Origin of the sequence: Barrientosiimonas endolithica, assembly GCF_030296655.1 — a bacterium.
Taxonomy (GTDB): Bacteria; Actinomycetota; Actinomycetes; order Actinomycetales; family Dermatophilaceae; genus Barrientosiimonas; species Barrientosiimonas humi.
In genome coordinates, this window is record NZ_AP027735.1 from 99,912 (window position 1) to 122,513 (window position 22,602).

20 protein-coding genes, 1 tRNA gene and 1 pseudogene are annotated in these 22,602 nt (G+C 72.6%); 5 read left to right on the top strand and 17 right to left on the bottom strand.

Features of this window, described 5'->3' with window-relative positions; all coding sequences use genetic code 11:
- Nucleotides 1-35: 35 nt before the first annotated feature.
- Genes QUE40_RS00475 through QUE40_RS00485 form a run of 3 tightly spaced genes read right to left on the bottom strand, consistent with a single transcriptional unit; the run spans nt 36 to nt 4,130 of the window.
- The gene (locus QUE40_RS00475; protein ID WP_289231986.1) at nt 36-1,610 is read right to left on the bottom strand and encodes a sensor histidine kinase; all 1,575 of its coding nucleotides are present in this window, start codon (nt 1,608-1,610) and stop codon (nt 36-38) included.
- Entirely contained in the window at nt 1,607-2,365 is a 759-nt protein-coding gene (locus QUE40_RS00480) for a response regulator transcription factor (RefSeq protein ID WP_289231987.1), read from the bottom strand. The genes QUE40_RS00475 and QUE40_RS00480 overlap by 4 nt, the downstream gene beginning before the upstream one ends.
- 37 nt (nt 2,366-2,402) lie before the next feature.
- Nucleotides 2,403-4,130, bottom strand: coding sequence for a glycerol-3-phosphate dehydrogenase/oxidase (locus tag QUE40_RS00485; RefSeq protein WP_142007737.1), 1,728 nt, complete (start codon nt 4,128-4,130; stop codon nt 2,403-2,405).
- Nucleotides 4,131-4,288: 158 nt separating this feature from the next.
- Between QUE40_RS00485 and QUE40_RS00490 the strand changes: the two genes are divergently transcribed.
- Both QUE40_RS00490 and glpK read left to right on the top strand, forming a co-directional pair.
- Nucleotides 4,289-5,014 carry an MIP/aquaporin family protein gene (locus QUE40_RS00490; protein ID WP_142007738.1) on the top strand — a complete coding sequence of 242 codons (726 nt, stop codon included), beginning with the start codon at nt 4,289-4,291 and terminating at the stop codon, nt 5,012-5,014.
- A gap of 74 nt (nt 5,015-5,088) precedes the next feature.
- Nucleotides 5,089-6,585, top strand: coding sequence for a glycerol kinase GlpK (glpK, locus tag QUE40_RS00495; protein ID WP_433997094.1), 1,497 nt, complete (start codon nt 5,089-5,091; stop codon nt 6,583-6,585).
- 138 nt (nt 6,586-6,723) lie between these two features.
- Here the strand turns inward: glpK and QUE40_RS00500 are convergent, their stop codons facing one another.
- From QUE40_RS00500 to QUE40_RS18670, 7 genes and pseudogenes are all read right to left on the bottom strand, one after another.
- Nucleotides 6,724-7,851, bottom strand: coding sequence for a hypothetical protein (locus tag QUE40_RS00500; protein WP_289231989.1), 1,128 nt, complete (start codon nt 7,849-7,851; stop codon nt 6,724-6,726).
- Nucleotides 7,848-8,345 (bottom strand): SigE family RNA polymerase sigma factor, encoded by a 498-nt coding sequence (locus tag QUE40_RS00505; protein ID WP_289231990.1) that lies wholly within the window; start codon nt 8,343-8,345, stop codon nt 7,848-7,850. The genes QUE40_RS00500 and QUE40_RS00505 overlap by 4 nt, the downstream gene beginning before the upstream one ends.
- Nucleotides 8,346-8,673: 328 nt before the next feature.
- The gene (locus QUE40_RS00510) at nt 8,674-10,506 is read right to left on the bottom strand and encodes a phosphoenolpyruvate carboxykinase (GTP) (protein WP_289231991.1); all 1,833 of its coding nucleotides are present in this window, start codon (nt 10,504-10,506) and stop codon (nt 8,674-8,676) included.
- 287 nt (nt 10,507-10,793) lie between these two features.
- Nucleotides 10,794-11,501, bottom strand: a complete 708-nt coding sequence (locus QUE40_RS00515) for an SAM-dependent methyltransferase (RefSeq protein ID WP_289231992.1) — start codon at nt 11,499-11,501, stop codon at nt 10,794-10,796.
- Nucleotides 11,390-11,845: a hypothetical protein gene (locus QUE40_RS00520; protein WP_289231993.1), complete on the bottom strand. Its 456-nt coding sequence runs from the start codon at nt 11,843-11,845 to the stop codon at nt 11,390-11,392. Before QUE40_RS00520 ends, QUE40_RS00515 begins: the two co-directional genes overlap by 112 nt.
- 36 nt (nt 11,846-11,881) lie before the next feature.
- Nucleotides 11,882-12,469: a TrmH family RNA methyltransferase gene (locus tag QUE40_RS00525; RefSeq protein ID WP_350227022.1), complete on the bottom strand. Its 588-nt coding sequence runs from the start codon at nt 12,467-12,469 to the stop codon at nt 11,882-11,884.
- Nucleotides 12,449-12,669: pseudogene (locus QUE40_RS18670) on the bottom strand (rRNA methyltransferase); the annotation flags it as partial. The gene QUE40_RS00525 and the pseudogene QUE40_RS18670, both read right to left, overlap by 21 nt.
- A 115-nt stretch (nt 12,670-12,784) precedes the next feature.
- Here QUE40_RS18670 and QUE40_RS00530 point away from each other — a divergent pair.
- Nucleotides 12,785-13,453 (top strand): Type 1 glutamine amidotransferase-like domain-containing protein, encoded by a 669-nt coding sequence (locus tag QUE40_RS00530; protein ID WP_289231994.1) that lies wholly within the window; start codon nt 12,785-12,787, stop codon nt 13,451-13,453.
- Between the two features lie 84 nt (nt 13,454-13,537).
- Here QUE40_RS00530 and QUE40_RS00535 read toward each other — a convergent pair.
- Nucleotides 13,538-13,610: transfer RNA gene (locus QUE40_RS00535), tRNA-Arg, on the bottom strand.
- A gap of 214 nt (nt 13,611-13,824) precedes the next feature.
- Between QUE40_RS00535 and QUE40_RS00540 the strand changes: the two genes are divergently transcribed.
- Nucleotides 13,825-14,511, top strand: a complete 687-nt coding sequence (locus QUE40_RS00540; protein WP_289231995.1) for a hypothetical protein — start codon at nt 13,825-13,827, stop codon at nt 14,509-14,511.
- Nucleotides 14,512-14,559: 48 nt separating this feature from the next.
- Nucleotides 14,560-15,432, top strand: a complete 873-nt coding sequence (locus QUE40_RS00545) for a hypothetical protein (RefSeq protein ID WP_289231996.1) — start codon at nt 14,560-14,562, stop codon at nt 15,430-15,432.
- On the opposite strand, the gene QUE40_RS00550 is transcribed toward QUE40_RS00545, so the two are convergent.
- The 6 genes from QUE40_RS00550 to mftE all read right to left on the bottom strand — a co-directional run bounded on the left by QUE40_RS00550 (nt 15,429) and on the right by mftE (nt 22,601).
- On the bottom strand, nt 15,429-16,094 hold the full coding sequence (locus tag QUE40_RS00550) for an SMP-30/gluconolactonase/LRE family protein (RefSeq protein ID WP_350227024.1): 666 nt from the start codon (nt 16,092-16,094) through the stop codon (nt 15,429-15,431). The genes QUE40_RS00545 and QUE40_RS00550 overlap by 4 nt on opposite strands.
- Nucleotides 16,095-16,297: 203 nt before the next feature.
- A complete protein-coding gene (locus QUE40_RS00555; protein WP_289231997.1) occupies nt 16,298-16,735 on the bottom strand; it encodes a DUF779 domain-containing protein in 438 nt (145 codons plus the stop codon).
- A 38-nt stretch (nt 16,736-16,773) separates the two neighbouring features.
- Complete coding sequence (exaC, locus tag QUE40_RS00560) at nt 16,774-18,297, bottom strand: acetaldehyde dehydrogenase ExaC (RefSeq protein WP_142007750.1); 1,524 nt, start codon at nt 18,295-18,297, stop codon at nt 16,774-16,776.
- 181 nt (nt 18,298-18,478) lie between these two features.
- Nucleotides 18,479-19,651 (bottom strand): pre-mycofactocin synthase MftD, encoded by a 1,173-nt coding sequence (gene mftD / locus QUE40_RS00565; protein ID WP_289231998.1) that lies wholly within the window; start codon nt 19,649-19,651, stop codon nt 18,479-18,481.
- Nucleotides 19,648-21,861 carry a mycofactocin biosynthesis glycosyltransferase MftF gene (mftF, locus tag QUE40_RS00570; RefSeq protein ID WP_289231999.1) on the bottom strand — a complete coding sequence of 738 codons (2,214 nt, stop codon included), beginning with the start codon at nt 21,859-21,861 and terminating at the stop codon, nt 19,648-19,650. Before mftF ends, mftD begins: the two co-directional genes overlap by 4 nt.
- On the bottom strand, nt 21,858-22,601 hold the full coding sequence (gene mftE / locus QUE40_RS00575; protein WP_289232000.1) for a mycofactocin biosynthesis peptidyl-dipeptidase MftE: 744 nt from the start codon (nt 22,599-22,601) through the stop codon (nt 21,858-21,860). The genes mftF and mftE overlap by 4 nt, the downstream gene beginning before the upstream one ends.
- Between the last annotated feature and the right edge of the window lies 1 nt (nt 22,602).

The window sequence follows — 22,602 nt, forward strand, 5'->3', positions numbered from 1 at the left end:
ATGTCGTACGTCGTCGCACGATCTGCGCCAGCAGCTCAGCCGGGCGCGGGGCCGAGCGGGGCGGCCGGGGGAGGTGGCGCGAGCGGGGGCGGCGTCGCCGGGAGCGCGATGGTCACCGTCGTCTCGCCCGGGCGGCTGGTCAGCCCGACGCGGCCGCCGTGCGCGCTCACGACCGCGTGCACGATCGACAGCCCGAGGCCGCTGCTGCCGCCGGCGCGCTGGCGGGCGGCGTCACCCCGGGTGAACCGCTCGAAGACGCGCGCCTGCAGCTGCGGCGGCACCCCCGGCCCGGTGTCGGTCACCCGCAGCTCGACCCCGCCGGGGACCGGCCGGATCGCGGTCGTGACGAGCGTGCCCGGCGGGGTGTGCGTGCGGGCGTTGGCCAGCACGTTGATCAGCACCTGCCGCAGCCGGGCCTCGTCGCCGACGACCTCGGCGGGCTCGTCGGGCAGCTCCAGGGCCCAGCGGTGGTCCGGGCCGGCGGCGCGGGCGTCGCTGACCGTCTCCATCACGACCATCGTCAGGTCCACCGGGTCCTGGGCCAGCGGACGCCCGGCGTCCAGCCGCGCGAGCAGCAGCAGGTCCTCGACCAGCTCGGTCATCCGGTCGGCCTCGGCCTCGATGCGCCCCAGCGCGTGCACGACGCCCTCGGGCACCGGCTCGGGCTCCTTGCGGGACAGCTCGGCGTAGCCGCGGATCGAGGCGAGCGGGGTGCGCAGCTCGTGGCTCGCGTCGGCGACGAACTGGCGCACCTGCAGCTCCGAGCGGTGCCGCGCGGTGAGCGAGCGGTCCACGTGGTCGAGCAGCTCGTTGAGGGCGACGCCGACCTGGCCGACCTCGGTGCCGGGGTCGGTGTCGGCGGGCGCGACCCGCTCGGACGACGTCTGCGCGGCGCCCTCGGCCAGCGGCAGGTGCGACACCCGGCGGGCCGTGCCGGCGACCCGGCGCAGCGGAGCCAGGTTGCGGCGCACGAGCAGCCACGACGCGAGCACGATGAACAGCAGGCCGAAGAGGCCGACGAGGGCGACGGTGCGCACCAGGCGGTCGACCGACTCCTGCACCGGCGCGAGCGGCAGGCCGCGCACCTCGGTGAGGGTCTGCTCCTCGGTGCCCTCGCGGGTGCGCACCAGGCCCGAGCGCTGGGCGGTGACGACGCGATAGTCAGAGCCGTCCACCGCGCGGGTGACCGGCCTGGCGGACTGCTGCGGCGAGAGCGTGCGCATCAGGGTCTCGACCTGCCGCTGCGTCAGGTCGAAGCGGCTGCCGTCGGTGCCGGAGACGTAGCAGGTGCTCGCCAGGCTGCCGTCGACCACGCGCTGCACGATCGTGCCGTCCTGGGCGACCGTGCAGGTGACCTGGGACAGACCGAGCCCCGGCGGCGGGCCGCTCTTGCCGGCGTCGCCGCCCTCCAGCGCGAGCGCGGCGCTGCGCAGCTGCTCGTCCATCTGGGACAGCTGACTGGTGCGCGAGCCCAGCACGGTGGCGGCACCCGTCACCAGCGTGACGGCCAGGTAGAGCAGGACGATCGAGGCGACCAGCTTGGTGCGCAGGTTCCAGCCGCTCGGCCGGAGCGCGCGCGCCCGCCGAGCCGAAGGTCTGGTGCCGGTCACGCAGCCGGCTTGAGGACGTACCCCGCGCCGCGCATGGTGTGGATCATCGGGGTCCGGCCCGCGTCGATCTTCTTGCGCAGGTAGGAGATGTACAGCTCGACGACGTTGGCCTGGCCGCCGAAGTCGTAGTGCCACACGCGGTCGAGGATCTGCGCCTTGGACAGCACCCGGCGCGGGTTGCGCATGAGATAGCGCAGCAGCTCGAACTCCGTCGCGGTCAGGGCGATCTCGTCACCGCCGCGGGTGACCTCGTGGCTGTCCTCGTCGAGCGTCAGGTCGCCGACGACGAGCACCGAGTCGGACTCCTCCTGCAGCAGCACGGTGCGGCGCAGCAGCGCGCGCACGCGCGCGACGACCTCCTCCAGCGAGAACGGCTTGGTGACGTAGTCGTCCCCGCCGGCGGTCAGCCCGGCCACCCGGTCCTCGACGGCGTCACGCGCGGTGAGGAACAGCACGGGCACCGTGGGGTTCTCGTCGCGCAGCCGGCGCAGCACCTCGAGGCCGTCGAAGTCGGGCAGCATCATGTCCAGCACGACCGCGTCGGGCTTGAACTCCTTGGCCACGCGCACCGCCTGCGAGCCGGTGCCGGCGCTCTTGACGTCCCACTTCTCGTAGCGCAGCGCCATCGACAGCAGCTCGGTGAGGTTGTTCTCGTCGTCGACGACCAGCACCCGCACGGGGTTGCCGTCGACGCGGGCGAGGGCGCGCTGCTGCTCATAGCAGCAGTGAAGCGCGCACCTCTGTGCCGGCGCCATCACCAACCTGTGCGAATCCTGTGTCGGCGCGAAACCCTCAGGTGGTGGCGGTCACGTCGCGCAGGCCGGGGCGCGTCTCGGGGGCCTTGGTGCGGGTGGCGTCGCTCTCGGCGTCGGTCGCGAGCTGCTGCGAGGCGATCTCGGCCGCGACCCGCTCCTTGTAGGCCTCGATCTCGCGCGCCTTGGTGGCCTCGTCCCAGCCGAGCACCGCCGCCATGATGTCGGCGGTCTCCTCGGCGGCGTCGACCCCGCGGTGCTTGGTCTCGATCGACATGCGGGTGCGCCGGGCGAGCACGTCGGCGAGGTGGAGCGCGCCCTCGTGGGTGACGGCGTACTTCAGCTCGGCTCGCAGGTACTTCTCCGCGGAGGCGACCGGCTCGAGCATCGAGGGGTCCTCGTCGCCGAGCGCCAGCACCTCGTGCAGCTTGGAGCCGTAGCGGCCGAGCAGGTGCTCGATGCGCCACTCCGGCAGGCCCGCCTCGCGCCCGAGCTCGGACTTGAGGTTGAGCATCGCGGCGTAGCCGTCGGCCCCGACGAGCGGGACGTGCTCGGTTACCGACTCGCTGATCTGACCGAGGTCCTCGGCCGCGGCGTCGACGGCGTCCTTGGCCATCACCCGGTAGGTGGTGTACTTCCCGCCGGCGATGGAGACCATGCCGGGGGCCGAGCGGGCCACGGCGTGCTCGCGCGAGAGCTGGCTGGTGTCCTCGCTCTCGCCGGCGAGCAGCGGCCGCAGGCCGGCGTAGACGCCGACGATGTCGTCGTGGGTCAGCGGCACGGCCAGCACCGTGTTGACGTGCTCGAGCAGGTACTCGATGTCGGTGGCGGTCGCGGCCGGGTGCGCCAGGTCGAGCGCCCAGTCGGTGTCGGTGGTGCCGATGATCCAGTGCTGGTCCCACGGGATGACGAACAGCACCGACTTCTCGGTGCGCAGGATCAGGCCGACCTCGCCGGCGATCCGGTCGCGGTTGACCAGGATGTGCACGCCCTTGGACGCCCGCACCCGGAAGCGGCCCCGGCCGCCGGTCATCTTCTGGATGTCGTCGGTCCACACGCCGGTGGCGTTGATGACGACCTTGGCGCGCACGGTGGCCCGCTCGTCGGTCTCGACGTCGCGCACCACCGCGCCGACCACGCGGTCGGCCTCGGTGAGGATCTCGACGACCTCGGTCGAGGAGCGCACGACCGCGCCGTAGTGCGCCGCCGTGCGGGCCACGGTCATGGTGTGCCGGGCGTCGTCGGCCTGGCCGTCGTAGTAGCGCACGGCCCCGACGAGCGCGTCGGACTTCAGACCCGGGAACAGCTGCAGCGCCCCGCCCTTGGTGAGGTGCTTCTGCCGCGGCACCGAGCGCGCCCCGCCCATCTGGTCGTACATGGCCAGGCCGGTGGCGACGTACGGCCGCTCCCAGCCGCGGTGCGACAGCGGGTAGAGGAACGGCACGGGGTGCACCAGGTGGGGCGCGATGTGGGTGAGCATCAGCTCGCGCTCCTTGAGCGCCTCGGCCACGAGCGAGAAGTTCATCTGCTCCAGGTAGCGCAGGCCGCCGTGGAACAGCTTGGACGAGCGCGAGGAGGTGCCGCTGGCGAAGTCGCGCGCCTCGACGAGGCCGGTGCGCAGGCCACGGGTCGCCGCGTCGAGCGCCGTGCCGGCTCCGGTGACGCCGCCGCCGATGACCAGCACGTCGAACTCACGCTCGGTGAGCTCCTTCCAAGCCTGTGCGTGCTCGGCCGGACCGAGTGTGGCGCTGAACGGCTGCATCACCATGACGGGGATCCTCTCTCGACGCGACACAGGGCTCGGGCATCACCCGTTCGGTGTACCGACAACCCCGAAGTGCGGTAGGAATCGAAGCCTACTGAGCACGTCGAGGGCGTCGCAGCCGCACCGTGCGTCCGAGCCCTCATCGAGACGAAAGGCACACCATGAGTCTGGGGCAAGTGTTCGTCAGCGAGGTCTTCGGGACCGCGTTGCTGCTGCTGCTCGGCTGCGGCGTCGTCGCCAACGTCGCGCTGCCGAAGAACAACGGCTTCGAGGGCGGCTTCCTGATGGTCAACTTCGGGTGGGGGCTGGCGGTGTTCGCCGGTGTCTACGGCGCCTACAAGTCGGGCGCGCACCTCAACCCCGCCGTGACCTTCGGCCTGCTGGCCAACGACGCCGGCGAGTACGCCAAGGGCGTCCCGATCACGGTCACGTCCACGCTGGTCTACCTGGCCGGTGAGATGGTCGGCGCCTTCCTCGGCGCCGTGCTGTGCTGGATGGCGTACAAGAAGCAGTTCGACGAGCGCGGCGACGCCGCGTCGCTCGGCGTCTTCTCCACCGGTCCGCAGATCAAGAGCACCCCGTGGAACCTGATGACCGAGATCATCGGCACCTTCGTGCTGGTCTTCGTGATCATCACCTTCGGGCAGACGCCGTCCGGGCTCGGCCCGCTGGCCGTGGCCCTGCTCGTGGTCGGGATCGGCGCGAGCCTCGGTGGCCCCACGGGGTACGCCATCAACCCGGCCCGCGACCTGGGCCCGCGCATCGCGCACGCGCTGCTGCCCATCCCGCACAAGGACGACAGCAACTGGGGCTACGCCTGGATCCCGGTGGTCGGTCCGATCATCGGCGGCGTCATCGCCGGTGTCCTCGCCAACCTCTACATCTGAGCATCTGAGCCAAGGAGACTTTTGTGAGCAGCTACATCGCCGCTATCGACCAGGGGACCACCAGCACCCGCTGCATGATCTTCGACCACGACGGCAAGATCGCCGCCGTCGCGCAGATGGAGCACGAGCAGATCTTCCCCAAGGCGGGCTGGGTCGAGCACGACGCCAAGGAGATCTGGAACAACACCCGCAAGGTCACCGCCGAGGCGCTGGCCCAGAAGGACCTCAAGGCCAGCGATATCGCGGCCGTGGGCATCACCAACCAGCGCGAGACCGCGCTGGTCTGGGACAAGACCACCGGTGAGCCGGTCTACAACGCCATCGTCTGGCAGGACACCCGCACCGACGACATCTGCGACGAGCTGGGCGCGCTCGGCGGCGGGGCCGAGCGTTATCGCGACAAGGTCGGCCTGCCGCTCGCGACCTACTTCTCCGGCCCCAAGGTGCGCTGGATCCTCGACAACGTCGAGGGGGCGCGCGAGAAGGCCGAGAAGGGCGACCTGCTCTTCGGCAACATGGACACCTGGCTGGTCTGGAACATGACCGGCGGCGTCGAGGGCGGGGTGCACATCACCGACGTCACCAACGCCTCGCGCACCCTGCTGATGGATCTGTCGACGCTCGACTGGGACGAGTCGATCGCCGAGGACATGAAGATCCCGATGTCGATGCTGCCGGAGATCCGCTCCTCGGCGGAGGAGTACGGCAAGGTCCGCGAGCGCGGCGTGCTCGGCGGCGTGCCGATCGCGGGCATCCTCGGCGACCAGCAGGCCGCGACCTTCGGCCAGGTCTGCTTCGAGCCGGGCACCGCCAAGAACACCTACGGCACGGGCAACTTCCTCCTGCTCAACACGGGCGAGGAGAAGGTCATGTCCAAGAACGGCCTGATCACGACCGTCTGCTACAAGATCGGCGAGAACAAGCCGATCTACGCCCTCGAGGGGTCCATCGCCGTCACCGGCTCGCTGGTGCAGTGGCTGCGCGACAACCTGGGGCTGATCAAGCAGGCGCCGGAGGTCGAGGACCTCGCCAAGAAGGTCGAGGACAACGGCGACGTCTACGTCGTGCCCGCCTTCTCCGGTCTGTTCGCCCCGCACTGGCGCAGCGACGCCCGCGGCGTGATCGTCGGCCTGACCCGCTATGCGAACAAGAACCACATCGCGCGGGCGGCGCTGGAGGCCGTGGCCTTCCAGAGCAAGGAGGTCGTCGACGCGATGAACGCCGACTCCGGCGTCGACCTCTCCGAGCTGAAGGTCGACGGCGGCATGGTCGGCAACGACACCCTCATGCAGTTCCAGGCCGACCTGCTCGGGGTGCCCGTCATCCGCCCGGAGATCACCGAGACCACCTGCCTCGGCGCGGCCTACGCCGCCGGTCTCGCGGTCGGCTTCTGGAAGGACGAGGACGAGCTGCGCAAGCAGTGGGCCGAGGACAAGCGCTGGGAGCCGGAGATGGACTCCGAGCAGGTCACCGCGCTCATGACCAAGTGGGACAAGGCGGTCAAGCGCACGCTCGACTGGGTCAAGGACACCGACAGCGACGCGGCGCCGGAGGCCCCGGCCAACGCCTGACGCGTCCGCCGGTGAGCCGACCGGCGTCAGCCCGCGAGGTCGTACCGAGATCTCCCTGAGCCAGATCTCGGTACGACCTCGTGCTGTGTGCGCACCGACCTCACCGGGGCGGACGCGGGCCGGGCCGGTGGCGTCGGGTCAGGGGACGGTGACCTCGGCGCTGCCGGCGGAGGAGCTGCCGGCGCCCTGGTCGCCGCAGTAGGACACGGTCACCCGGATCGTGTACGTGCCGGGCGCGGCGTAGACGTGCTGACGCTCGCTGGCGAGCGCCTGGCTGAGCGCGACGACCGGGGCGGCCGGGTCGCAGCTGTCGTTGACGTAGTGCTCCTCGCGGTCGCCGTCGCCGAACTCGACGGTGAAGGACATGATCCCCGCGCCCGGCGAGGTGACGTGGACCTGCCCGATCGCCGAGCTGCTCCAGTAGACCGTGCGTCCCTCGACGCGGTCGGCGCTGGTCGTGACCTGCAGCCAGGTGCCGGGGCGCTCGTCGGCCGGCGGCGGGGGTGGGGTCGGGGCCGCCTGCGGCGGGACGGGCGCGGCGTACGTCGGTGCCGGCGACTCGCTCGGGCTGGGCGCCACGGGTTCCTGGGGCGTGTCGGGCGCGTCCGGGGCGGAGGTGTCGGGGGCGGTGGTCTCGGCGCGCGGGCTCGCCGTGGGTGCGGCGGGCGGTGCTCCCGGCGCGGGGGACCCAGGGGCTCCGGGGGCTCCGGGGGCCTGCGGCGACGGGCCGGGTGCGCCCGGCGGCAACGGGGCGGGCTGGGTCTGCTGGGGCGGGCGCGGCTGGCCCGGCTGCTGGGGCGCCGGCGGGGACTGCTGCGGCGCGGGTCCGCCCGGCGTCTGGCCGGTGGGTGCCGCGCCCGGGGTGGTGCCGGGGGCCGGCTGGCTCGGCGCGCCCGGCGTGCCGGTGGCGCCCGGGCTCTGCCCCGGGGAGCCGCCCTCGGTGGTGACCTGCACGGTCGAGGTGACGGTCGCGACCGAGCGCGAGCTCTCGGCGACCTGGCTGCCCTGCTGGTCGCGGTCGAGGGTCAGGGTGAGCACGCCCAGCCCCATGGCCGCGGCGGTGAGACCGGCCGCCGCGAGGCGCCAGCCCCTTCCGGCGGGGCCACGACCGGCGCTGCCGAGGCGGCCGCCACCGGCGGCGGGCGGCTCCTCGGCCAGGCGTCGACGCAGCTGCGTCTCGCGGTCGCGGTCGAGCTGCTCGGGGGTGATGCTGCGCGCGCTCGCCTCGAACGCATCGCGCAGGCGCTGCTCGAGGGGGTCGGTCATGATCGGGCTTCTTCCAAGTACGTCTGCAGGGTCTTCATCGCGCGGCTCGCCTGGGACTTCACGGTCCCTCGGGACACCCCCATCGCCTGGGCGATCTCGGCCTCGGACAGGCCGGACCAGAATCTCAGGACCAGCACCTCGCGCTGCCGCTCGGGCAGCCGGCGCACCGCCTGGAGCACCTGCTGGTGCTCCTCGGAGAGCAGCAGGCCGGCGTCGGCCGGCGGGGCGACGTCGGGCTCGGCGACCCGCAGGTGGGCGCGCGCGGTGCGGCGGCGGCGCAGGGTGGACCGGGCCTGGTTGACCACCGCCTGGCGGATGTATCCCACCGCCGCGCCGGGGTCGCGCAGCGTCGCCTGGTTGCGGTGCAGGCCGAGGAAGGCGTCCTGGACGACGTCCTCGGCGGTGGCGAGGTCGTCGACGAGCAGCCGGGCCAGACGCACCATGCTGAGGTGGTGGGCGGCGTAGAGATCCGCCAGGTCGACCTCGGCCGGCACGAACGTCACCCCCGTCCCACGGGCCCGGACGGTCCGGGTGACCGCGGGCGTGGCTGCCGAGGCCAAGGTTGTCATGCCTTCGCCTCCCCGGTCAGGTGTTGAGCGCCGCGACGGCGCAGTGGCTGGTCGGACCACTACCTACGAGGACGCCTGACCCGCTCCGAGGTTGCACGACCGCAAAGGGTGATCTGCCCCACCCCTCCCCTCCCGCGCGGGCGGGGCGGCCCGGATACGGCAGGGGCGGCCCACCTAACAAGTGGGCCGCCCCTGCCGTAGGGGCCGCCCCACCTCGAGGAGGTGGGGCGGCCGGCGTACGTCCTGCTCTCGGTCAGACGCCCAGGCGGGCCTTCAGACCGTCGAGCTCGACCCGCAGCTGCGTCGGGAGGTCGTCGCCGAACTTGGCGAACCACTCCTCGATCTGCGGGATCTCGGCCTTCCACTCCTCGGCGTCGACCGCGAGCGCCTGCTCCAGCTCGGCGTCGCGCAGGTCCAGGCCGTCGGTGTCGAGCGACTCCGGCGTCGGGACGTGGCCGATCGGGGTCTCGGCCGCGGCGGCCTTGCCCTCGATGCGCTCGATGACCCACTTGAGCACGCGGGAGTTCTCGCCGAAGCCCGGCCAGAGGAACCCGCCCTCGTCGTCCCGGCGGAACCAGTTGACGTAGAAGATCTTCGGCAGCTTGCTGGCGTCCGCGTCCTTGCCGACGTTGACCCAGTGCTGGAAGTAGTCGCCGGCGTTGTAGCCGATGAACGGCAGCATCGCCATCGGGTCGCGGCGCACCACGCCGACCTGGCCGACCGCGGCGGCGGTGGTCTCCGACGACAGCGTCGCGCCCATGAACGTGCCGTGCAGCCAGTCGCGCGACTCGGTCACCAGCGGCACCGTGGTCTTGCGGCGGCCGCCGAACAGGATCGCCGAGATCGGCACGCCCTGCGGGTCGTAGTACTCCTTCGCGAGGATGTCGCACTGCTCGATCGGGGTGCAGTAGCGGGAGTTGGGGTGGCTGGACAGCTCCTCGGACTCCGGCGTCCAGTCCTGGCCCTTCCACGACGTGGCGTGGGCCGGCTCGTTCTCCAGGCCCTCCCACCAGATGTCGCCGTCGTCGGTGAGGGCGACGTTGGTGAAGACCGAGTTGCCCTTGTTGATCGTCGCCATCGCGTGCGGGTTGGTGTGCTCGTTGGTGCCCGGGGCGACGCCGAAGAAGCCGAACTCGGGGTTGACGGCGTAGAGGCGGCCGTCCTTGCCGAAGCGCATCCAGGCGATGTCGTCGCCGAGCGTCTCGACCTTCCATCCCGGGATGGTCGGCTTGAGCATGGCGAGGTTGGTCTTGCCGCACGCGCTCGGGAAGGCGGCGGCGACGTAGTAGACCTGCTGCTCGGGCGAGGTCAGCTTGAGGATGAGCATGTGCTCGGCGAGCCAGCCCTCGTCGCGCGCCATGACGCTCGCGATGCGCAGCGAGTAGCACTTCTTGCCGAGCAGCGCGTTGCCGCCGTAGCCGGAGCCGAACGACCAGATCGTGCGCTCCTCGGGGAACTGCACGATGTACTTCTCGTCGTTGCACGGCCACGGCACGTCGGCCTGGCCCTCGGCGAGCGGGGCGCCGACCGAGTGCAGCGCCGGCACGTAGCGCGCGTCGTCGCCGAGCTCCTCGATGCGGCGCAGCACCTGGGTGCCGCATCGAGCCATGACGCGCATCGACACGACGACGTACTCGGAGTCGGTGATCTCGACACCGAACATGGGGTTCTCGGAGTCCAGGTGCCCCATGACGAAGGGGATGACGTACATCGTCCGACCGGCCATGCACCCGCGGTAGAGCTCGGTCATGATGCGCTTCATCTCGTCCGGCGCCATCCAGTTGTTGGTGGGGCCGGAGTCCTTCTCGTCCACGGAGCAGATGAACGTGCGGTCCTCCACGCGCGCGACGTCGGTCGGGTCGGAGGCGGCGTAGAAGCTGTTCGGCTTCTTCGACTCGTCGAGGCGCACGAACGTGCCGGCGTCGACCAGCTTGTCGGTGAGCTCGGTCCACTCCTCGTCGCTGCCGGTCACCCAGTGGATGCGGTCGGGGGTGGTCAGCGCGGCGACCTCGTCGACCCACTGCTGCAGCTGGGTGTGCGTGGTGCCCTGGGCCGACTCGGGCTGGGCGACGTCCTGTGCAGTCATGCTGTGCCTCTTTCGGCTGCCGGCCGGACGGCATGCGTCGGGCGGGCGCGCCATCGCGGGTGGTGCGTCGCCGGGGTGCGAAGGCGACGTGGCCGTGACGTTACGGGCGCCGGTCGGGCCGCCGAGAATCGCGCCGAGGGGCCCGAGTGTGACGCTCGTCACACATGCTGGCTGGTTTGTTGGGTTGCCGGTCGCCCGTCGGCCAACCGGACGCCATGCACCCCGATCCAACAGAATCGATCACGCACGAGCACGTTTTACGTGCGGTTCTCGCCCGGTGTCGTACGTCAGTGGCGGGGTCGCGCGACGACCGTGAGCTCCTGGCGGTTGTGCTGCAGCTGACGCACGAAGACCGGCTCGTACGCCGGCGCCATCAGGTCCAGCGACTCGTCGGCCTGCTTGACCGGGTTGTTCGTGCCGAGCTTGAAGGTGACGATCGCGAGCCCGCCGGGGCGCAGCAGCGGCGCCGCCTCGACCATCGTGTGCGCGGTGAGGTGGGGGACCATCCGCATGTCGTTGACGATCAGGTCGACCGGCGCGGCGTCGGGACCGTTCACGAACTCGCCCGCCGTCGTGCGGTGATGGGTCACCCCGGGCAGGCCGAGCACCCGCGGGTCGAGGTCGGCGGGGTCGACCGCGTCGATGCTGGTGGCGCCGAGGCCGTGCACGATCCGGGTCCAGCCGCCGGGGCTGGCGCCGAGGTCGACGGCGCTGGTCACCTCCGGCGCCCCGACGAGCGAGAACAGCTCCTCGAGCTTGAACTCCGCGCGCGACACCTGCTCCTTGCGGCTGGCCAGGCGCATCCGGCCACCGCCCCAGTCGGACAGGCCGTCGGCGCTCGCGCCGATGCCGGCCGTGCTGCGCTCCTCGCCGAGGCACACGCTCACCGTGCGCGGTGCGCCCGAGGTGACCACCCGGGCGCCGGAGTCGATGAGCGCCTCGAGCAGCGGCCTGCGCACCTTGCCGGGGCGTACGGCGCCTGCCCGCTGTCCCACACGTGCAGGCTGACCTCGTCGCCCGGCTCGAGGCGGTCGAGCACGGCGTCGAGCGCCCAGTCGGCGGCGTCGTCGGGGCCGCCGCGCAGCGCGGACGTCTTGGTCTGGGCGTCGGCTGCGGCCAGGTGCCGGACGAACCGGACCTCGCCCCGCCGGCACGCGTCGGCGACCGTGCGCAGCGAATCCCCTTGCGCACCAGACCGATCGGGCGTCTGGCGCAGCTCGACGACGCCCGCGTCGTCGCCCAGGCGGCGCACCGACGCGACGTCGAGCGAGCGGCGCAGCTCGGCGACGGCGGCGCGGTAGTAGTCGGGGGAGACCGAGAAGGTGACGGCGGAGCTCACCGGGTCATCCCACCACGAGTGCGGCGGGGCTCGGGATCACCGGGAGCGCGCCGCCTCGTAGAGCACGACCGTGCCGGCCGAGGCGGCGTTGAGCGAGCTCGCCGAGCCGCCCATCGGGATGCTGAGCGTGGCGTCGCACGCGTCGCGCCACGCGGCGGTCATGCCGCGGGTCTCGTTGCCGACGACGACCACGGTGCGGCTGGACAGGTCGTGACCCGGGAGCGGGTGGTCGCCGTGCTCGTCGGTGCCGAGCAGCGTGGCGCCCTGCGCGCGAGCCCAGTCGACGACCGGCGCGTGGGAGTCGGCGCGCACGACGGGCAGGGCGAACATCGACCCGGTGCTGGCCCGCACGGCCTTGGGGTCGTAGGGGTCGGCCGCGTGCCCGGTGATGACCAGGCCGGACCCGCCGAGGGCGTCGGCCGACCGCAGCAGGGTTCCGATGTTGCCGGGCACGCTCGGACGGTCGAAGACCAGCGCCGGCCGGCCCGGCTCGGGGGTGATCCGGGTGAGGTCGTCGGGCGGCATGCCGACCAGCGCCAGCAGCTGCGCACCGTCCTCCTTCTCGGCCAGCTCTGCCATCAGGTCGGGCGCGAGGGCGTACGTCGGGGCGGGGTTGTCGCGCATCGTCGCCTCGGCCCAGTCGGACCGCCGGCCGGCGAGGGCGAGCCACGCCTGGATCTCCCAGTCGTGCTGCACCGCGAGGAGATCGGCCGCACGCCCTGCACGAGGAACGCGCCGGCGCGGGTGCGTTTGGTGCGGTTGGTGAGCAGCGCCTGCCACTGCTGGAAGGTCGCGTTGCGCCGGTCGACGCGGGTGGTGCGCACGGCGGTGACGCTACCCCGTGCGGCTCCCGGTGAAAGCGGGGCCGTGGGGTCGCCGGGGCGCTACGTTCGCGGGAGCGCGGCCACCGGTGCCCCGCCCGAGAGCGCGAGGTGCGCGATGAGGTTGCTCCTGGCGTCGGCCGGCGTGACGAGCCCCGGGATCCGCGACGCCCTGGTGGGCATGCTCGGCAAGCCCGTCGAGGAGGCGGACGCGCTGTGCATCCCGACGGCGGCGTACGCCATGTCCGGGCCGCAGCGCGCCTGGGACTTCGTGGCCGGGGCCGAGCCGCGCTGCCCGATGACCGAGCTCGGGTGGCGCTCGGTCGGGCTGCTCGAGCTGACCGCCCTGCCGAGCCTCGGTGACGACGAGTGGGTGTCGTGGGTGCGCGCCGCCGACGTGCTGCTGGTGGGCGGTGGCGACGCGCTCTACCTCGCGCACTGGATGCGCGAGTCGGGGATGGTCGAGCTGCTGCCGTCGCTGGCCGACACGGTGTGGCTCGGAATGAGCGCCGGAAGCATGGTGCTGACGCCGCGCATCGGGAGCGACTTCGTGCCGTCGTGGCGACCGCCGACGGGTGGGGACGAGACGCTCGGCCTGGTCGACTTCGCGATCTTCCCGCACCTGGACAACCCGGACCTGCCGGAGAACACGACGGCCGACGCCGAGCGGTGGGCGGCCGGGATCGGCGGCCCGGCGTACGCCATCGACGACCGCTGCGCGATCTCGGTGGTGGACGGGGCGGTCGAGGTGGTCGGCGACGGGGCGTGGCGCCGGTTCCCGGGCTGATCACCCGCGGCCGGCGCGGGGGAACGACCAAGCCCCGACCGGACATACGCCGGTCGGGGCTTGGTCGACTGTCTCAACTCAGTGCGCACCCGAAGGGATTCGAACCCCTAACCTTCTGATCCGTAGTCAGATGCTCTATCCGTTGAGCTACGGGTGCAGATGCCGCCCTGGTGGGCAACGACGAGCAATGCTACCGGGGGCCCGGCCGATCCGCGAAATCGGCTCCGGGCGTGGGTTCGTGGGGGTGACCGAGAGGGTTCTCTCGGGGTGCAGCGGAGCGCGGCAGGGGGCCGTCAGTCTGCGTGAGTGCCGCTCACGGGCGTACGCCGAGCGGCCGAGGACGTACATCGCACCACTACAGGGGAGAGATCGTGAACAGCAAGACCACTCGCAGGCTGACCGCCGTTGCCGCCGTGCTGACCGTGGGGGTGCTGGCCGGGTGCCAGGACACCGGGCAGGTGCCCGGGGGCGGTTCGGCCGCCACGCCCACGTCGGCGCCGAGCAAGGCGCCGTCGGGCGACTCGAGCTCCGAGGGCTCGCGCGGCACCGGCGGGAGCGGCGAGCTGAAGGCGCCGGATCTGCTCAGCGCGCCGTTCCCGGCCATGTGCGACAACCCGGCCGGCCGCCTGAAGGAGGGCAAGGCGAAGGTGGGCAGCGGCAACGTCACGCTGATGGACCGGCACGTCTCGCCCGGCTACAACCCTTCCGCCGGCCCGGTCGGACTCGACCTGGACAACGACGGCGACAACGAGATGGTCGCCGAGCTCGAGTGCGACAACGGCGGCGTCACCTGGCCGTCGGTGATCGTGGTCTACGGAGACGACTGGAAGATCCTGGGGAGCGTCGATCTGAAGGAGCAGCCGGCGTACAAGGGGCAGCCGATGTCGAAGGGGCGCGTCCTGAGCTGGAACGTGGACGGCAACGCGCTGAAGGTGAAATGGGGAACCACCGATGTCGGTCCCGTGCCCACGATCCCGTGGACCGGTCGACTGGTGCTCAAGAACGGCGAGCCGCAGCTCGTCGACGTCGCCCGTGGCGCGGAGACCACGTCGCTCTGAGTCGGACACGCGTCCGACCGACATACATCGAACGACAGGGGAGAGACCGTGAACAGCAGGACCACTCGCAGGCTGACCGCCGTTGCCGCCGTGCTGACCGTGGGGGTGCTGGCCGGGTGCCAGGACACCGGGCAGGTGCCCGGGGGCGGTTCGGCCGCCACGCCCACCTCGTCACCGAGCAAGGCGCCGTCGGGCGGTTCGACCGACGATCCGGACGGGCCGCACACCGAGACCGCGCCGCCGGGGGCGGTCGCCTCAGCCCGGCGGCTGACCCTGGAAGGGCTGAAGAGCGCCTCGCACCCGGCGATGTGCGGAAACCCGGCGGGCCAGCTGAAGGACGGCAAGGCCACGTACGGTCGCGGCAGCGTCACCGTGAACGCGCCGGGCTCGCCCGACTACAACCCGCAGGCCGCACCGACCCGCGTCGACCTCGACGGCGACGGCCAGGACGAGCTGGTCGCCGAGTTCTCCTGCGACGCCGGTGGGGTGACCTGGCCGTCGGTGGTCGTGGTCTACCGCGAGGGGTGGTTCGTCCAGGACTCGTTCAGCCTGGGTCAGCTGCCTGAGTACCAGGGCAAGACGATGACCAAGGGGCGCATCGACTCCTGGTACCGCGAGGAGAACGACCTCGTCATGAGCTGGCTGACGGCCGAGAGCGGCCCGGTGCCGAACGTCCAGTGGACCGGCCGCGTGGTGGCGACGCCGGAGGGGGCTTCCGCATCGCCCAGGTCACCGGCGGCGAGACACCGTCGGCCACCGAGAGCGACCTGCCCGACCCCGCGCACACCGACGACTCCAACCGGGAGCCGGAGCCGACCGACCCCGCGACGCCCGACGAGAGCGAGACTGCCGAGGCGACTCCGCCGGGCGAGTGACGCGACCCGGCCCGGCGCTCCGTGCGCCCGGCTGGACGGGGCCTAACCGGCGTACGTCAGCGCGGGCAGGCCGCGCACGCCGGGCTGGCAGGCGAAAAGACTTCCCGCCAAAGGCTGTTCGTCGCCGCTGAGGTTCTCGCGCGAGGTGGTGACGTAGAGCGTGTCGAGGTCGGCGCCGCCGAACGTGCAGGCCGTGACCTGTGTCGGCTCCAGCTCGATCACGGCGTCGAGCGAGCCCTCGGGGGAGTAGCGGTGCACGGCCGAGCCGCCGTACAGCGCGACCCACACCCCGCCCTCGGCGTCGACGCACAGACCGTCGGGGTTGCCCTCGACGTCGTCGCCGAGGGTGACGAACGACCGCCGCTCGGTGAGGCCGGTCTCGGCGGACCAGTCGAAGGCCGACACCGTGCGGGTGGGTGTGTCGTTGAGGTACGCCGTCCGCCCGTCGGGCGACCACCCGAGCCCGTTGGAGATGGTCAGGTCGGTGAGCACCTGCTGCGCGGGCGCCTGGTCGGCGCCGAGTCGCCAGAGCGACCCGGCGCCGGTGGTGGCGGCGTAGGCCATGGTCCCGCAGTAGAACGCGCCGGCCGGGTCGCAGGCCCCGTCGTTGAAGCGAATCCCGTTGTCGCTCCACAGGTCTGGGCCTGCGACCAGGTCGGAGAGGTCGTCGGCGCGCCCCAGCAGGAAGCCGCGCTCGCCGGCGACCACCGCGCCCCTCCTGCACGTGGTCGCAGCGTCGCCGCGACCTTGCCGACGTGGGTGCGGGTGACCGAGCCGCTCTCCCCGAGCTGCAGCACGTCACCCGCGAGCATGTCGACGTAGCGCAGGCCTCCCCACTCGGGCCACCAGACGGGGCCCTCGGCGTGATAGGCGTGCGGACGGGACAACGGCTCGGCGCGCATGCGCCCAGCCTAGGTCGCCGAGCCCCGCGTCGCTGACCCTGCGGGGCCGCTCCCCGCGTCGCGCCCGACCAGTCCGAAGTGCGCCAGCTCCGCGTCGCTCATCAGCCGCGACCGCAGCAGGAAGCGCACCCCCTCGGGCCCCTCCAGCGAGAAGCCGGACCCGCGCCCTGGCACCACGTCGACCGTGAGGTGCGTGTGCTGCCAGTACGCGTACTGCGACCCCGACATCCAGAACGGCACGTCCGGGATGCCGTCGACGACGAGGTCCTGCAGGTGCACGTCGGAGCCGCCGGTGCGGAACTCCCCGGCGGGGTAGCACATCGGTGCCGACCCGTCGCAGCACCCGCCGGACTGGTGGAACATCACCGGGCCGTGCGTCCCGACGAGGCGGCGGAGCAGGCCCGCCGCCTCGTCGGTGACCTCGACCCGGGTGGGCTCTCGGCTCATCGGCTCACCCTCGGTTGGTCGTCGAGTCCCGTTGCGGCTCAGAAGAATCCGAGCGCATCGGGGGAGTAGGACACCAGCAGGTTCTTCGTCTGCTGGTAGTGGTCGAGCATCATCTTGTGCGTCTCGCGACCGATGCCCGACTGCTTGTAGCCGCCGAAGGCCGCGTGCGCCGGATAGGCGTGGTAGCAGTTGGTCCAGACCCGGCCGGCCTTGATGCCCCGGCCCATCCGGTACGCCTGCGCCCCGTCGCGGCTCCACACCCCGGCCCCGAGGCCGTACAGCGTGTCGTTGCTGATCTTGAGCGCGTCGGCCTCGTCGTCGAACCGGGCGACCGACACGACCGGTCCGAAGATCTCCTCCTGGAAGATGCGCATCGAGTTGTCGCCCTCGAACACCGTCGGCGCGACGTAGTAGCCGCCGGCCAGGTCGCCCTCGAGCACGTTGCGCTCACCGCCGGTGAGGACCTTGGCGCCCTCCTGCCGGCCGATGTCGATGTAGGACAGGATCTTCTCGAGCTGGTCGTTGCTCGCCTGCGCGCCCATCGTGGTCTCGGTGTCGAGCGGGTTGCCCTGCACGATCTTCTCGACGCGCTCCACGCCGTCGCGCACGAACCCGTCGTAGATCGAGGACTGCACGAGCGCGCGCGACGGGCAGGTGCAGACCTCGCCCTGGTTCAGCGCGAACATCGCGAACCCTTCGAGAGCCTTGTCGTAGAAGGCGTCTCGCTCGCTGGCGACGTTGTCGAAGAAGACGTTGGGCGACTTGCCGCCGAGCTCCAGCGTGACCGGGATGATGTTCTCCGCGGCGTACTGCATGATCAGCCGGCCGGTGGTCGTCTCGCCGGTGAAGGCGACCTTGGCGACGCGCGAGCTCGACGCCAGCGGCTTGCCGGCCTCGACGCCGAAGCCGTTGACGATGTTGAGCACGCCCGGCGGCAGCAGGTCGCCGACCAGCTCGGCCACCTTGAGGATCGACCACGGCGTCTGCTCGGCCGGCTTCAGCACCACGGCGTTGCCGGCGGCCAGCGCCGGTGCGAGCTTCCACGCGGCCATCAGGATCGGGAAGTTCCACGGGATGATCTGACCGACCACACCCAGCGGCTCGTGGAAGTGGTAGGCGATGGTGTTCTCGTCGATCTCGGCGATCGAACCCTCTTGTGCCCGAAGGCAGCCCGCGAAGTAGCGGAAGTGATCGACCGCGAGCGGGATGTCGGCGGCCAGCGTCTCTCGCACGGCCTTGCCGTTGTCCCAGCTCTCGGCCACGGCGATGGCCTCGAGGTTCTGCTCCAGCCGGTCCGCGATCTTCAGGAGGACGTCCGCGCGGGCCGACGGCGCCGTCTGGCCCCACGAGTCGGCGGCGGCGTGCGCGGCGTCCAGCGCCGCCTCCACGTCGCCCTCGGTGCCGCGGGCGATCTCGGTGAACACCTGACCGGTGACCGGCGTGATGTTCTCGAAGTAGCCGCCCTTGACCGGGTCGACCCACTCTCCGCCGATGAAGTGGCCGTATCGGGTCGCGACCTCGACGGGCGAGCCCGACTGTCCAGGAGGTGTGTAGGTGGTCATGCTCTCGTGCTCCCCACGTGTCGGGTTGTTGTGACCCCGGTCACGCTAGGAAGCGGGACGTTGCAACCACGTTGCGTCCGGTCTCGATGTCAGTGCTGGGGAGCACACTGGAGCACAGCTCGGGGGGCGCCGAACCTGCGCCTGCGTCCTGAGGCGGGACGGCCTCCGCGCCGCTCGCGTCTCACGCCCCGAGCTCGCGGGTGAACCCCTCGGGGATCAGCACGTCCTCGCGCGTCAGCTCCTGCACCGAGGTGCGGCCCAGGCCGAGCATCGCCGAGCGGATGCCGCCGCTCATGATGTCGAGCACGTTCTCCACGCCGGCCTGGCCGTTGGCCGCGAGGCCCCACAGGTAGGCCCGGCCGATCATCACCGCGCGTGCCCCCAGGGCGAGCGCCTTGACCACGTCGCCGCCCCGGCGCACCCCGCTGTCGAAGAGCACCTCGACCTGGTCGCCGACCGCGTCGGCGATGCCGGGCAGCATCCGGATCGCGCCGGGGGTGCCGTCGAGGTTGTTGCCGCCGTGGGTCGACACCGAGATCGCGCTCACGCCCGCGTCGACCGCCCGCCGGGCGTCGTCGATGCGGCACACGCCCTTGAGCAGGAACGGGCCGTCCCACTGGCTGCGCAGCCAGGCGATGTCCTCCCAGGTCGGCGGCGGGGTGGTCATCCACTCGCCGTAGGCGCCGAAGAACGTCGGTCCCTTCTCGCCGCGCTCGGCCATGTTGGGGGTGGTCAGGTCGGGCAGCGCGCCCGACCGCGCGAAATCGAGGAGCCACCGCGGCTTGCGGGCGACCTCGGGGGCGAACGACAGCATCGCCTTGGGCGTCAGGGCCTCGGGGATCGTCGGGCTGCCCCAGTCGCGGCCGTGCGCGAAGGTCCAGTCGAGCGTCGCGATGATCGCCTTGGCGCCGGCCTCCTGGGCGCGCTGCAGCCGGCGCTCCATCGTGGCCCGGTCGCCGGACCAGTAGATCTGGAAGAACGTCTTGTCGTTGGCCGCCACGACCTCCTCGATCGGCTGGCTCGCGAACGAGCTGAGCCCGACCGCCGTCCCGCGGGCGGCGGCGGCCCTCGCCACGGCGACCTCGCCCTCGGGGTGCACGGCTTGCACGCCGGTGGGGGAGATGATCACCGGCAGCGCGATCTCCTGCCCGAGCACGGTCGTGCCGAGCTGCGGGTCGGCGGGCATGCCCGCGACGTGCGGGGCGAAGCCGAGCTCGCCGAACGCCTCGATGTTGTCGCGATAGGTCAGCCCGCGCTCGGATCCGGCGAGGAGCGCCTTGTAGACCGACCGCGGCAACCGCTTCTCGGCCCGGCGTTGCGCCTCTGCCACCGTCTCGAACCAGCCGCTGCTCATGGGTCCATCCCCTTCCTGGGGTGCTCGTTGTCACCGCGAGATCGCCTGCGCAGCAACGGGATCAAGGCTCCGATCGAGCGTTGCTGCACGACGCCCTGCCACAGCCCGAGGCCGTAGGCGAGGTCGTCGAGCGCGCGCAGCCCGACATAGCGCACCGGGTCGATCCCGGGGCGCACGCTGTGGTGGTCGGCGAGGCCGCCGGCCACCGCCGCCACGACGTATGCCCGCCTCGCCCGCGCCGAGAACGGCGCCAGCGCGAGGGTGAGGGGCACGTAGTGCCGGGTGACCGCCGAGGCGGTCTGCAGCAGCGTCGCCCGCAGCCCGGCCGCGGTCAGCTCGGCGGCCGCCCGCTGCGGGTGCTCGGCGAAGTCGAGCCGCCGCGCGAGGCCGCGCTGGGCGGCGAGGGTCGCGACGGTCACGACGGCAGGGCTCCAGCGCCGCTGCGCGAGGAGCCCGACGGTCACCGCGGCGGTCCACGGCGTCAGCACCGCGGGCGCGACGGCCCGGCCGTGCCGGGCGGCCAGCAGCGCAGCACCGTTGCCGTAGCAGGCTTTTCGCGCGAACCAGGAGCGGGCGGACGTGCGGTGCTCATGGCGTACGACCGCGCCCGGTTCGTAGCGGACCGCCCAGTCCCGCCCCACTCGCCACACCAGATCGACGTCCTCGGCCACGGGCATCGTCTCGTCGAAGCCGTCGCCGAGCGCCGCCCTGCGCGCCAGCAGCATCGCGCTCGGCACGTAGGCGACGCGCGCGTGCGGCTGCACCAGCGCCGGGTCGGGACCGAGGTCGAGCGAGGAGCGAGCCGCTTCGTACCTCTGCAGCGCCCCGCCGCGCTCGACCAGGCCGCGCACGCGCGGCGCCACGATGCCGACGCGCGGGTCGTCGAGGTGCCGCTGCAGCCGCACCAGCGACTCGGCCGCGAGCACGACGTCGGAGTCGACGAACGCGACGAGCGGCGTCGTCACAGCCCGCAGGCCGGTGTTGCGCGCGGCGGCCGGGCCGCGAGTCTCGTTGTGGCGCAACAGCTCTGCGCCGTGCCGACGGCAGACCACGCGGATCGCCGCGGCGTCGCGAGACCCGTCGTCGACGACGACCACCGGGTGGTCGCCGAGCGAGCGCAGCAGGCGCTCCAGCTGCACCGGCCGGTCGAGCACGGGCACGACGACGGTCAGCTCGTCGGGCGGCGCGGACGCCGCGTCACCGGGCCAGCAGGGCGTCGCGAGCCCGCGGTCGAGCAGCAGCCGCGCCAACGCCGCCGACGTCGCGTCGTGCACCCGCACGGTGCCGGCCGTGTCGAGGTGGGCCAGCGCCGCGGGCCGCAGTCGCAGGATCGTGCCCGTGCCGCCGAACAGCGTGCGCCCGTCGCCGCACCGGTGCGTCGTCGCGCCCAGCCGGACCCGATATCCCAGGGGCAGGGCGGTCGCGTCAGCCATGACCGAACCCCCGTCGGCGCGCAGCACCGCTCCGTGCAGCGCCCGCCCGGTCTGCGCCGCGAACGCGATCACCTCGGCCAGGTCGCCGGCGGGCAGGGGCTGCCGCCCCTGCATGTCCTGCGCCAGCTCGACCACGTCGTCGAGGCCGTACAGGCCGGCGGTGCGGCGCAGCATCGGGGTGTCGGTCGAGCCGGGCGCCACGCCGCACGCCGTGACCGACGTGCCGACCAGGTCGGCGGCCAGCGCGCGCACCAGCCCGACCACCGCGTGCTTCGCGACGACGTAGGCGCCGAGGCCGAACAGGCCCTGGCTGCCCGCGACGCTCCCCACCCCGACGTACGTCGGTCTCGCCTGCGCGGGCCGCTCCAGCAGGTGCGGCACGGCAGCGACCGCGAGGTTCCAGGCGGTCAGCGTGTTGGCCCGCAGCAGCGCCTCGAGCAGCGCCGGCTCGGTCTCCCAGACCCGGGCGCCGCCGGCGACCGCACCGGCGAGCGCGACCACCGCGTCGACGTGCCCGTGGGAGGCGACGACCTCGGCCACCGTGCCCGCGGTCTCGTCGGTGTCGCGCAGGTCGACCGCATGCGTCGTGACGCCCGGGATCTGCTGCAGCGCAACGCGATCGGCCTCCGAGGCCAGCGGATAGAGGTCGTCCTCCAGGCCGAACGCGTCGAGCACCGCGACCTGGTGCCCCCGCTCGGCGAGCAGCCGGGCCGTGGCCGCGCCGATGCCGCGGCCGCCCCCGGCCAGCACCGTCACGCGCCCCACCCCCGCGCTCACGGCGTCGCCTCCGTGCCCGCGCCGTCGGGGCGCAGCAGCACCCCGGCGTCGCCCACCGCGCCCGAGCGCACCTGACGCACGATGCGCTCCACGAGCACCGTCAGCAGCTCCTGGCCGTGCTCCGCCGTGGCGCCGGTCGGGTCGCCGAGCACGCCGTTGGGCGCGACCGCCGCCACGCCGGCGGAGCGCAGCCGCGGCCACAGCACCTGCACGGGCTCGGTGTTGCCCGGCTCGGCGCGCCCGACCCGCACCAGGTCAGGGGCCAGGGCGAGCACGATCGAGGTCTCGGCGAGGCCGGCGTGGGCGTCCCAGCCGGGTTCGGCGCAGGTCGTCCACGCGACGTCGCGGCTCTCCTCGCGCAGCAGCCGGCACGCCGCCGACAACGCCGGCACGTTGCCGCCGTGGCCGGAGACCAGCACCACCCGCGGGCACCAGCGGGTCGCCGACCGCACCAGCTCGACGAGCACGTGCCGCAGCGCCTCGTGACCGATCGACACCGTGCCGGCGAACCCCTCGTGCTCCCCGCTCGCGCCGAGCTCGACCACCGGGGCCACCGCGACGCACCTGCCCTGCTCCCGCAGCGTCGCCGCCACCCCGCCGCACGCGGCCTGGGCGATCAGCCCGTCGGTGCCGAGCGGCAGGTGCGGGCCGTGCTGCTCGACGGCCCCGAGCGGCACCAGCAGCAGCTCGGTGCCGTCGGCCTCGGCCGACGTGGCGTCGCCGAGCAGCAGGGCGGTCACG

What these genes read in the sequence shown, in the direction of transcription:
- QUE40_RS00480 (WP_289231987.1), bottom strand. Translation starts at nt 2,365, where the DNA reads ATGGCGCCGGCACAGAGGTGCGCGCTTCACTGCTGCTATGAGCAGCAG.
- QUE40_RS00485 (WP_142007737.1), bottom strand. Translation starts at nt 4,130, where the DNA reads ATGGTGATGCAGCCGTTCAGCGCCACACTCGGTCCGGCCGAGCACGCA.
- QUE40_RS00490 (WP_142007738.1), top strand. Translation starts at nt 4,289, where the DNA reads ATGAGTCTGGGGCAAGTGTTCGTCAGCGAGGTCTTCGGGACCGCGTTG.
- glpK (WP_433997094.1), top strand. Translation starts at nt 5,089, where the DNA reads ATGATCTTCGACCACGACGGCAAGATCGCCGCCGTCGCGCAGATGGAG.
- QUE40_RS00500 (WP_289231989.1), bottom strand. Translation starts at nt 7,851, where the DNA reads ATGACCGACCCCCTCGAGCAGCGCCTGCGCGATGCGTTCGAGGCGAGC.
- QUE40_RS00510 (WP_289231991.1), bottom strand. Translation starts at nt 10,506, where the DNA reads ATGACTGCACAGGACGTCGCCCAGCCCGAGTCGGCCCAGGGCACCACG.
- QUE40_RS00525 (WP_350227022.1), bottom strand. Translation starts at nt 12,469, where the DNA reads ATGCGCGACAACCCCGCCCCGACGTACGCCCTCGCGCCCGACCTGATG.
- QUE40_RS00530 (WP_289231994.1), top strand. Translation starts at nt 12,785, where the DNA reads ATGAGGTTGCTCCTGGCGTCGGCCGGCGTGACGAGCCCCGGGATCCGC.
- QUE40_RS00555 (WP_289231997.1), bottom strand. Translation starts at nt 16,735, where the DNA reads ATGAGCCGAGAGCCCACCCGGGTCGAGGTCACCGACGAGGCGGCGGGC.
- exaC (WP_142007750.1), bottom strand. Translation starts at nt 18,297, where the DNA reads ATGACCACCTACACACCTCCTGGACAGTCGGGCTCGCCCGTCGAGGTC.
- mftD (WP_289231998.1), bottom strand. Translation starts at nt 19,651, where the DNA reads ATGAGCAGCGGCTGGTTCGAGACGGTGGCAGAGGCGCAACGCCGGGCC.